Origin of the sequence: Terriglobus sp. YAF25, assembly GCF_052113305.1 — a bacterium.
In the GTDB taxonomy this organism is placed as follows: Bacteria; Acidobacteriota; Terriglobia; order Terriglobales; family Acidobacteriaceae; genus Terriglobus.
Genome location: NZ_JBFRCY010000418.1, coordinates 1 through 10019 on the forward strand (window position 1 = coordinate 1; position 10019 = coordinate 10019).

Below are 10019 nucleotides of genomic sequence, written 5' to 3' on the forward strand. Positions count from 1 at the left end.
CCCCAAAGCAAAGACAGACGATCAACAGACGCCGAAGCAGGTAAAGCAGGCATTTCCGTTCCCTGAAGAAGAGTCACGTAAAGCAGCCGAAGGAAAAGACACGCCGCAGGAGCCAAAGCCTGAGGCCGATGCGGCCGAAGGAAAGGACGCACCCCGAAGACCAACGTCTGAGGCCGATGCGCCTTCTGCGCAGAAGCCGATAACGCCGGCCGATGCCAAGAAGAGCTTCCCCTTTCCGGGGGAAGATCCACCCCCAGCGAATGACCCTGTGGGAAATTCTTCCTCTTCGTCTTCCTCCGGTTCTTCCTCTTCATCGCCGAATGGTGGCAAGCCCAGCGACGAGTCGAAGGCGGCTGAGGATGAGGATGCCGGTCCGGCGACGCCCACAGGTGTAAAGCTGAAGGATCTGGGCAGCCGAGGTGAGATTACCAAGAAGCAAACCCCCGAACAGCGCTTCGATGAAGACCTGAAGGTGGCCGATTTCTATCGCAAAGACGGCAATATTCAGGGAGCCTATAGCCGCTACATCGATGCGCTGGATCAGTTTGCCGACGATCCGGACGCCCACCTCGGCGCCGCGGAGATGGCGCTGAAGCTTGGCAAAAAGGACGAAGCACGGCAGCACTTTGAGGCTGTGTTGAAGGCAGATGCCGAGCCAAAGACAAAAAAAGCGGCAGAGAAGGCATTAGCCTCCCTGAAGTAGCTAGGCGTCGTCGAACTCTTCTTCAATATGCAGGTAGCGCCGCATGTAGCGCAGGGGTTCCTCTGCTGAAGCCATCTCGCGAAGATGGTACTTCCACGCATCTGTTCGTGCAGAACGGCGCGTATAAGGCTTGCGGATGACGGTGCCTATGGTGCCGTCCGCCATGCGGCGTTGAAAGCTCTGCGATGGAACCTGGAAGGTGATGGGTTCGCCCGGCTTCCAGAAGGCGTACGCAAACTCATGAGAGAAAAGCAGGGCGTAGTAACGGCGCTGCTCACAGAGCGTAGCAATGGCGTCTTCGCCACTGGTCCAGGGCAGACCAAGGCGGCTAACGTACCACTTTCGGAAGGGAAAGCCGTTGGTATGGGCCTTTCCCACAAGCAAAGTCAACAGTTCGTACCGCGTCATAAAGACAGGAGAAGCGTCCAATTACAAATACTGCAGTGACCTTACGCTAGGTCGCCTGCGGCAGGTGGTCAAGACAAAAAGATGTATTTGATGGTGAGATGGAGTCTGATGAAGGTACGAAGCGTTGTAGCGAGTGTAGCGGCGGCGGGGATTCTGACAATCTCGCAGCCGGTGTGGGCACAGGCTCACCATACCAATCCCCTGAACCTGGATCCGATAGTCCGGGAAGGGTTTGAGCGTTTTTACGACCTGGATTACGACGGCGCGCTCCAGCGCTTTGACAGGGTTGAAGCAGCGCATCCCGAGGATCCGATGGCGGTGGGGTATCAGCTCCTGGTTACGCTCTATCGCGAACTCTACCGGCAGGATCTGCTGGATACCACCTACTACGCCCACGACAGCTTTATCTTCAACAAGCGCGAGACGAATGTCAGTCCTGCGACGCGCCAGCGGATCGAAGAGCTGACGAACAAAGCAGTTGATCTTGCGGAGCGCCGCCTGAAGGCCGATCCAAAGGACAAAGATGCGTTGTTCGCCCGCGGATACGCCAAGGGCATGCATGCGTCGTTCGCCACACTCGTGGACCATTCTTTTTCGAAGGCCGCCAAGGAAGGCCTGTCCGCCCGTACTGATTCGGAAGAGGTGCTAAGGATCGATCCTGACTATGTCGACGCAAAGATGGCCATGGGAATTCAGCAGTTCGCCGTCGCCAGCCTTCCCAGGCTGGTCCGCATCATGGTCGGAATCTTCGGCGTAGGCGGCAATAAGGAGAAGGGGCTGGTCCTGCTGCGGGACTGTGCTGCCCGCGGGACCGTGACCAGCGTGGAGTCTCGTACGGCGCTCAGCCTGTTTCTACGGCACGATGGACGATACGGTGAGGCCCTGGGCGTAACGCAGACTCTGGTGGCGCAATATCCGCATGATTACCTCTTCCGCCTGGAAGAGGCGAATCTTTTGAAGGACGGCGGTACCGGCTTGCGCGCGGTCGATTCCTATCGGGCGGTCATTGCCGACGCGCACAAGAATGGGTACTTCATCGAGCCTCGGCTGCATATGGCCTACTACGGCCTGGCGGAAGCGGAACGAGGACAGAACCTGATCCATGACGCTGCCGATCACTACCTTGCCGCGGCGTCGGCTCCTGCCGCAAGCGACTGGGTAAAGAAGCGTGCGCAACTGAATGCGGGCCAGATGCTTGATCTTCTTGGACGGCGCGACGATGCCGTGCGTCAGTACCAGTTGGCCTCGGCGCCGGTCGGAGACCAGAGTCAGGCCGATGAAGCCCGCAAATACCTGAAGAAGCCTTTCAAAGGGAAGTAGATCCGATAATCCTGCACTCACGCAGAGAGGTGCTGATGCGCCTCTCTGCGTTCTCGCTTTACCAGACGATAGACCCCCCAGGCGCAGACAGCGATCAGCGCTCCCCACAGCACAATCAGCGACGGCGTGGACCACTCGCTGGAGAAGTGCGTCCATCCTCGCAGGATGGAGCGGCCATAGCGGTAGCCCAGCCAAGCGGCTGCGCCATGACGTATCAGGCGGCTGATGCCAAAGGCGGTGTAGAACTTTTTGCGGGGAACCTGGAGAACGCCCGCAGCCAGAAGGAATGGCGTCAACGGCGCAGGAGGAGGAAGAATCGCGGGCAGGGCGACTGCAAGGAGTCCATGTTTGGCTGTCCAACTGGTGATGCGTTTCAGGTAACGCTGTGGGACACGCTTTTCAAGCGTATGCATGCCGCCCACCTTGCCCAGGTGGTAAGTCATACTGCCGCCAACCAGAGAGCCTGCTGTCGCCACGACGGTTATCCAGAGCCATGCATGCTGCCTTGCCGCCAGAATGACCAGCAGGATGTCCGTGGCGCCGGGAATGGGCAGTGGAATGAACGATGAGTCCACCACGGCCAGAAGAAAAAGTCCCGCCATGCCCATGCCAGTTACAAGTTGCACTAATCCGCGGCGGGAATGGATGGCCTGGAGCCTCATATCCTGCTAGGACGCGGAGTTGTGTTGCAAAGTTCTGGTTGAGCAAATGAAAAGTTGTTATTCGACAAACCGCAGTTCCGGAGCCTGCGGAATAGCTTCGGTAGCCGCTGCGAGATCGAAGAAGAGTTTCATGGCTGCGATACACCGCTCATCGAGAACGTAGTGGATGTTTTCAGTGAGGTAGGTGCGGATGATCTGAGGAGAGACGGCGATGCGTTTCTGCCAATGGGTTACGAGATCCTCGATATGCGCCAGACCAGCGTTGCGAGAGGCGGTCAGATCATCGATCAGTTGTGCGGCATCGGTCTGCGCCAAAGCCTCCGCGCGTAGAGCCCAGATGGCGGCTACCCACGGCAGCCCGGTGCGCGTCGTCCATTCTTCGGCGACGTCGTACCAGTAGAGACGCTGGCCGGCCCGCATCTCGATGACCGGATGCGATTCGCTGGCGACGAGTGCAGGATCGCCAATCAGCAGGGCAGCATCGGCGTRCTCAAGCATGGTGTCCACCAGCGGAGCATGCGGCCGGAACTCCGGATCGGTTCCAAGAAAATGCCGGAAGAGCACCTTTGCGTAGGCCACGGAGGAACGTGACGAAGTGTCCGCCGCGAGCGTCCGGATCTGATCCAGAGGAACGCGACTTACGATTTGAATGGAGCGGACGCGGCGCAACGAGGCGATCGTGCACCCGGGAACAATCAGAAGATCAGGGATGGTCGCAAGCGCGGCAATGGGAATGAGTCCCAGATCAGCTTCGCCCTCCGCCAGCTCATGGGCGCAGTTCGACGGCAGCGTGTAGTGAATGTCGTACCGTTTCGCGAGAGCTTCGCGTTTGGCAGAGTGCTCAAAGTCGTAGAGCAGAGGTGCAGGGTTCAGAAAACCGATCGCCGAAATACGTAAACGTCCCACTCTTTCGAGTTTACTCAATCGCTGTCCAGCGGCGGTTCTGTTTTGCCTTTGGGCATGGTGTAAGGTGGCTAGAGCATTTTCTCTGTAGGTGTAGAGTAGGGCTTCCTCATCCGGAAGGCGGAAGAGGCCGGAGTAGCCTTTCTCACTCCGGAGGATGAGGCCTATCCCGAACGCCTGCGCCAGATTTATGACCCGCCCGCAGTGCTGTGGCTGCGGGGAGATCCTGCAATCCTGAACCTGCCCGGAATTGCGGTGGTTGGCACACGGCATCCCTCGACCTACGGCCAGGGAATGGCGGAGCTGCTAGCGCGTGATCTTGCCGCGCGAGGGCTCGTCATCCAGAGCGGCATGGCCCGAGGCATCGATACCGCCGCCCACAAAGGGGCGCTGACCGCTGGTGGAAAGACGGTAGCCGTCTGGGGGACAGGTGTTGACGTAATCTATCCCAAAGAAAACAAGAGACTTGCGGAAGAAATTCTTCTCAAGGGCGGGGCGATCGTAAGCGAATTCCCGCTTGGAACCTTCCCGGCGCCGCAGAACTTTCCCGTGCGGAACCGGATTATCAGCGGCATGTCCGTCGGAGTGCTGGTAGTGGAAGCCGGGGAGTATTCCGGCACCCGGGTAACAGCCCGTTGCGCGTTGGAGCAGGGGAGAGATATCTACGCGGTTCCCGGAAATGTGACCAACAAGAACGCCTGGGGACCGAATACGCTGATCAAGCAGGGAGCCCGGCTAACTGCAACATGGGAAGACATTTGGGAGGATCTGCCAAGCGACGTCCGAGTCCAGCTTACGGCCGGGAATGAATCCTCACCGGGTGGAACCGCATCTCTATTCCCCGAGAACACAGCCAACGGAGAGGGAAGGCTGGCGGCACTGGGAGAGCAGGAGCGGCAGGTGCTCAGTGCTCTGGCCATGGATAGTGCCGTCCAACTCGATGAGTTGATTGAGAAACTCGAGGGTTCGATGGGACCCGCCGAGATCTTTGCGGCGCTTTTCGAACTGGAACTTGCAGGGCTGGTGCGGCAGTTACCGGGCAAAAACTACGTCCGTGTGATGGTGTGAACCTTTCCCGGTTTCGTTACGTTTTGTGTTGCAGTCCGTCGAAGCAGCCATGTTCCGCAGTTGACCGCGGGGCCGGGAGGCGTGTTAGGTTCTCCAACAGTATTAAGAGCGAGTAGGCCGCCGACGGCGGCGGGCGGTTTGGAAGCGCAGAAGGAAGACTCATGGCGAAGTCACTGGTGATTGTCGAAAGCCCGGCGAAGGCAAAGACAATCGGAAAATATCTTGGCAACGACTACACGGTGGAGGCCTCAATCGGCCACATCATGGACCTGCCGAAGAACGATATCGGGGTAGAGCTCAAGAAACGTACCTTTGAGCCGACGCTGATCGTCTCTCCGGGCAAGGAGAAGGTCGTTGACCGCCTGAAAAAGCTCGCCTCCAAGGCTGATGCTGTGTACCTCGCGCCTGACCCTGACCGCGAAGGCGAGGCGATTGCCGCCCATTTGAAGATGCAGATCTCGCCCGCCGCACGGGGCAAGCGGGTGCAGCGCGTTACCTTCAACGAAATCACTCCCAAGGCCGTGAAGGCTGCTTTCCAGCACGCCCGTGATATCGATGAACATCTCGTCGATGCGCAGACGACGCGCCGCGTCTTGGATCGCCTGGTGGGATACCAGATCTCTCCACTGCTGTGGGACAAGGTGAAGCGCGGGCTCTCCGCCGGCCGTGTGCAGACCGTAGCGCTGCGGCTGATCGTGGAACGTGAGCGCGAGATCAATGCGTTCCAGCCAGTGGAGTACTGGACCATTGATGCTGAGTTGACGCCGAAGGCCGGCAAGCAGAGCTTTATCGCACGTCTTGTCGGTATCGATGGAGAACCGGCACGTGTCGCCAATGGCAAAGATAAGGAAGGCAAGGCGCAGTTCCTGTCGAATGCCTTGCCCGACCAGAAGATTACGGACGCTACCATCGCGGCTCTGAATAAGGCCACGTGGGCGGTTCGTGCGGTCGAGAAGAAGGAGCGGCGGCGTAACGCGCCGGCACCATTTACGACCTCCAAGCTTCAGCAGGATGCTGCCGGACGCCTGGGCTTCAATGTCCGCCGCACCATGGGTGTAGCGCAGCGTCTGTATGAGGGCATCGATGTCGGCAGCGACGGCACTGTGGGTCTCATCACCTACATGCGTACTGACTCGGTGCGCGTGTCGCCGGATGCCATCACCGAAGCGCGTGACTACATCGGCAAGAAGCTGGGAACGCAGTATCTGCCCTCTTCGCCGAATCAGTTCAAGGGCAAGAAAGATGCGCAGGATGCGCACGAAGCCATCCGTCCGACGCATGTTGAGTACACGCCGGATTCGATTCGCAAATATCTGACCGACGAGCAGTACCGCCTCTACAAGCTCATCTGGAATCGCTTCGTGGCCAGTCAGATGACCCCGGCTGTTTTTGATCAGACCACGGTCGACATCGCGGCGAAGAGCGATAAGACCTACGACTTCCGCGTCTCGGGTTCGGTGCTGAAGTTTGATGGATTCCTGAAGGTCTACGAGGCTCCACCGTCAAGAAGATGAAGGCGAAGCTGGTGCCCACTGAAATCGGCATGGTCGTGACCGAGCTTCTGGTCAAAAACTTCCCGTACATCTTCAAGTACGACTACACGGCGCAGCTCGAAACTGAGCTCGACGACGTTGAGGACGGCAAGGAGAAGTGGACGGATCTGCTGAAGGGCTTCTACGACCACTTTGAGCAGGAGCTCACGGTCGCCGAGAAGAACATGGAGGAGATCAAGCGCTGGGAGAAGCCGACCACGGAAGTCTGCGAAAAGTGCGGATCTCCGCTGATCCTGAAGTGGGGTAAGTTCGGCAGCTTCTTCTCCTGTTCCAACTTTTCGAAGGCGAAGCCGATGTCCATCGCGGGTTCGAGCGTGAAGAAGGATCCGAAGGCAGCCATCAAGAAGATCACTGCCAAGCTCGGCTATCCGCTGACGGTAAAGGGCATGGTGGATGACGCGGAAGCCTTCGCCGAAGAGGTCGAGGATAACGCCCAGCTTCGCGATGCTTTGGCGCAAGCGTCTGAGCGTGCCAAGAAGATCGTCATCGAGCCGTTCTCCTGCGACTTCACCAAGGAGAACTTCGCCGACAAGCCCGATCTCGCGTCGCCCGATGCGCAGGACGCGGAGCTGGAAGAGGAGTACTGCGATAACTGCGGCAAGCAGATGGTGTTGAAGAACGGTCCTTTTGGTCCGTTCATGAGCTGCCCGGACTATAACGCCGATCCGCCGTGTAAGACCATCCGTAAGCTGAACCAGAAGGTCCAGCAGAAGCCACCGGAGCCGACAGGTGAGATCTGCCCGGAGTGCGGTAAGAACGAGCTGGTAAAGCGCCAGGGACCCTACGGCGAGTTCGTCTCCTGCTCGGGATATCCGAAGTGCAAGTACGTCAAGCAGAACCTGCTCGACGTGCCCTGCCCGAAGTGCGGCGGCAAGATCGCCGAACGGCGTACGCGCCGTAACACCACCTTCTACGGCTGCACGAACTACCCGAAGTGCGATTTCACCTCGAACCAGAAACTGGTGCCGGGACCATGCCCCCAGTGCAACTCCACCTACCTGCTTGAGGTCGAACGGAAGGACGGCGTCTTCCTGGTTTGCCCGAATAATGTGGAAGCTCTGCCGAAGCGGAAGGTAAAGGCCGGGGAAGAGGCCGCGAAGCCAGCGACTGAGTGCCACTTCGAGAAGAGAATCGGCGACGCTCCTGCGCCAAAAGAGTTGGAGCGGCCTGATCCTGAGAAGACGCGTCCCCTGGTGGAAGCCTGAATCTGATCCACGTTTACCAATGCGAAAGGCCGGGGTTACCCGGCCTTTCGTTTTTGCGCCGAACCTGATACAACATAGGCAGGGACTAAGGTCCAAGTACGCTGTAAGTTGTTGAAAAGATTAGGACGCTTTCATGGCGAAGGCAGTATGGAATGGCCAGCTTCTGGCCGAAAGTGACAATTTCGAAACGGTCGAGGGTAACATCTATTTCCCGGAAGAGACCGTCAAGCGTGAGTTTCTACGTTCCAGCTCGACCACCTCGAGTTGCCCCTGGAAGGGCCAGGCTCGCTACTACACCATCGGTAAATATTCTCCTCGGCATCGCCCTTCATACTTCTTTCCGCCACTCCAGCCTGGCGCAACCGAAACGGGGAGAGCTTGTCGTCTACTCTCTGTTATTTCTGATCGCTGGTTTGCCGATGGTCTTCGGGGCGTTTCTGTATGCGCTTGCCCGGTCGGTCGTGCAACATCATCACCAACTCCACCACGGCTGAACCGTCGGGCTTCAATATAAAGAAAGGCCGCCTGATAGGCGGCCTTATCTCTTTTAATTTCTTTAGTATGCCTGCATTTGTTCGATCGGAAGGCGAATCTGGAAACAGGTGGCTCCAGGCCGCGACTCCACCGAAATGTGCCCGGAGTGTTTGGAGACGATGCGTTGCACTGTGTCCAGCCCCAGCCCCAGACCTTCTCCCGGAGCCTTGGTGGTGAAGAAGGGCTCAAAGATACGCGACTGCATCTCAGGCGGGATGCCGATGCCGGAGTCCCAGATCTCAACCAGGGCAAGCTGGCCGGAGGTGCGGGTGCGCAGCCGTAGCGTGCCATTGTCCTGCATGGCGTCCAGGGCGTTTTCGATCAGTGCGGTAAAGACCTGATTCAATTCGCTGCCGTAGGCGGGCACGTGGGGCACCATCGGGTCGTAATCCCGCTCTACCATTACGCGGCCAAGCCGAGACGCCATCATGGCCAGGGTGTTGTCCAGAGCGGCTGCAAGGTCAATCTCCTGGATCGGCGCCTGGTCCATATAGGAGTAGTCCTTGATGGCCGAGATCAGGTCGAAGATGCGAACTGTCGCGTCGATGACAGTCTCAGTCATGCGCTCCGTCTTGAGAGCGGAGGTGATGGTGCCTATAGCGATAGGCAATACCTCGTCGCCAATATGCGACAGATTATCCAGGTCGCAGACTTCGAGTGTAGTCTCCGCCAGCACGGGGGCATACTTCCACGGTTCACTGACATTGTGATCCGTCAGCCACTCCGCAAAGTCATCTTCACGGGCCGCGATGGCAATGGAGTCGCGAGCGATCACCGGCCGGCTGCCCGTGGGCGATTTGGTCCGCATACGCGTGACCCACTCGCGATACTGCGCCTTCTGATCTTCGGTTAGGCAAAGTGAGCCGAGCTGGTATTTCAAGTCGCCGTACGTGCGAAGCTCTCCCAGGAGTGACGAAGCCGCTCGCTGCGCCGCAGAGGCTGGGTTATTGAGCTCATGCGAAAGGTTCGCGGCGAGCTTTCCGAGCGCGGCAATCTTCTCCGATTGTTGCTCCATACGCGTGACATCGCGAACGCGATTCAGCAGCGTGGAGACGCAGCGCTGTCCCATCCCGGGGATAGCGCGAAGCATATCGTCGAACTGGTGCCGATAGATGTGCAGGCCCCAGACATCGCCTACCGCCCAGCCGGTGCCGCCGTAGGTCTTCATACGGGAGTAGGGAAGCAGGCCTGAAAGCTGTCCTACACGTGAGATAAAGAACGCAACCGATCCGCGTTCGCGACGGCGAACGTGTACCTCACCCTTCAGCAGGATGGTCATACGGTCAGCGGGATCGCCTTCCTGAAAGACCTCCTGACCTGCGGAGAGTTTTTGCTCCGTGCCGTTCTCGGCGAGCCAGAGATAGTCTTGTTCCGCAAGGCCGTCCAGAGCCTCTACGCGGCGAAGCGCGGCGATGATCTGGTCGACGGGGGTACAGGCGGCGGTTGCTTCCGGAGTAGCGGTAGCCATACTTACAAACTCTCCTCGAGCTTCAACCTTAATGGTAGCTGAAGCCACTGCGGAGTCCAGGCTCTTCCACAGCGAACGGTCGAAAGTTCACGTTGAGGTGCCGAAACTTTGCATTCACAAGGGCATACGTGTGTGAGACGGATATGGTTCCCGTATCGATAGGAAGAGTTGGATGTGGAAGATATGTGTTGCGGG

Annotated in this window: 10 protein-coding genes; 6 read left to right on the forward strand and 4 right to left on the reverse strand. The window is 58.4% G+C overall.

The window, feature by feature from the left end; all coding sequences use genetic code 11:
* Positions 1-703: tetratricopeptide repeat protein (locus AB4043_RS16930; protein WP_442307587.1), on the forward strand; the 703-nt coding region annotated here is incomplete at its 5' end.
* On the opposite strand, the gene AB4043_RS16935 is transcribed toward AB4043_RS16930, so the two are convergent.
* Positions 704-1132, reverse strand: a complete 429-nt coding sequence (locus AB4043_RS16935; RefSeq protein WP_442307588.1) for a hypothetical protein — start codon at positions 1130-1132, stop codon at positions 704-706.
* Positions 1133-1219: 87 nt separating this feature from the next.
* Between AB4043_RS16935 and AB4043_RS16940 the strand changes: the two genes are divergently transcribed.
* Entirely contained in the window at positions 1220-2431 is a 1212-nt protein-coding gene (locus tag AB4043_RS16940) for a hypothetical protein (RefSeq protein WP_442301664.1), read from the forward strand.
* A 17-nt stretch (positions 2432-2448) separates the two neighbouring features.
* Here AB4043_RS16940 and AB4043_RS16945 read toward each other — a convergent pair whose 3' ends face one another.
* A complete protein-coding gene (locus AB4043_RS16945; RefSeq protein ID WP_442301663.1) occupies positions 2449-3057 on the reverse strand; it encodes a YqaA family protein in 609 nt (202 codons plus the stop codon).
* 93 nt (positions 3058-3150) lie between these two features.
* On the reverse strand, positions 3151-3999 hold the full coding sequence (locus AB4043_RS16950) for a menaquinone biosynthetic enzyme MqnA/MqnD family protein (RefSeq protein ID WP_442307589.1): 849 nt from the start codon (positions 3997-3999) through the stop codon (positions 3151-3153).
* A gap of 108 nt (positions 4000-4107) precedes the next feature.
* Between AB4043_RS16950 and dprA the strand changes: the two genes are divergently transcribed.
* The 4 genes from dprA (at position 4108) to AB4043_RS16970 (ending at position 8336) form a co-directional block, all read left to right on the forward strand.
* Positions 4108-5064 (forward strand): DNA-processing protein DprA, encoded by a 957-nt coding sequence (dprA, locus tag AB4043_RS16955; protein ID WP_442307593.1) that lies wholly within the window; start codon positions 4108-4110, stop codon positions 5062-5064.
* Positions 5065-5225: 161 nt separating this feature from the next.
* The gene (gene topA / locus AB4043_RS16960) at positions 5226-6578 is read left to right on the forward strand and encodes a type I DNA topoisomerase (RefSeq protein ID WP_442307590.1); all 1353 of its coding nucleotides are present in this window, start codon (positions 5226-5228) and stop codon (positions 6576-6578) included.
* An 11-nt stretch (positions 6579-6589) separates the two neighbouring features.
* Positions 6590-7822, forward strand: coding sequence for a topoisomerase DNA-binding C4 zinc finger domain-containing protein (locus AB4043_RS16965; protein ID WP_442307591.1), 1233 nt, complete (start codon positions 6590-6592; stop codon positions 7820-7822).
* A gap of 133 nt (positions 7823-7955) precedes the next feature.
* Positions 7956-8336, forward strand: coding sequence for a DUF427 domain-containing protein (locus tag AB4043_RS16970; RefSeq protein WP_442307592.1), 381 nt, complete (start codon positions 7956-7958; stop codon positions 8334-8336).
* A 42-nt stretch (positions 8337-8378) separates the two neighbouring features.
* Here the strand turns inward: AB4043_RS16970 and AB4043_RS16975 are convergent, their stop codons facing one another.
* Positions 8379-9824: a sensor histidine kinase gene (locus tag AB4043_RS16975; RefSeq protein ID WP_442301657.1), complete on the reverse strand. Its 1446-nt coding sequence runs from the start codon at positions 9822-9824 to the stop codon at positions 8379-8381.
* Positions 9825-10019 lie beyond the last annotated feature (195 nt).

Coding starts and splice junctions, on each gene's coding strand:
- AB4043_RS16940 (WP_442301664.1), top strand. CDS start 1,220: ATGAAGGTACGAAGCGTTGTAGCGAGTGTAGCGGCGGCGGGGATTCTG.
- topA (WP_442307590.1), top strand. CDS start 5,226: ATGGCGAAGTCACTGGTGATTGTCGAAAGCCCGGCGAAGGCAAAGACA.
- AB4043_RS16970 (WP_442307592.1), top strand. CDS start 7,956: ATGGCGAAGGCAGTATGGAATGGCCAGCTTCTGGCCGAAAGTGACAAT.
- AB4043_RS16975 (WP_442301657.1), bottom strand. CDS start 9,824: ATGGCTACCGCTACTCCGGAAGCAACCGCCGCCTGTACCCCCGTCGAC.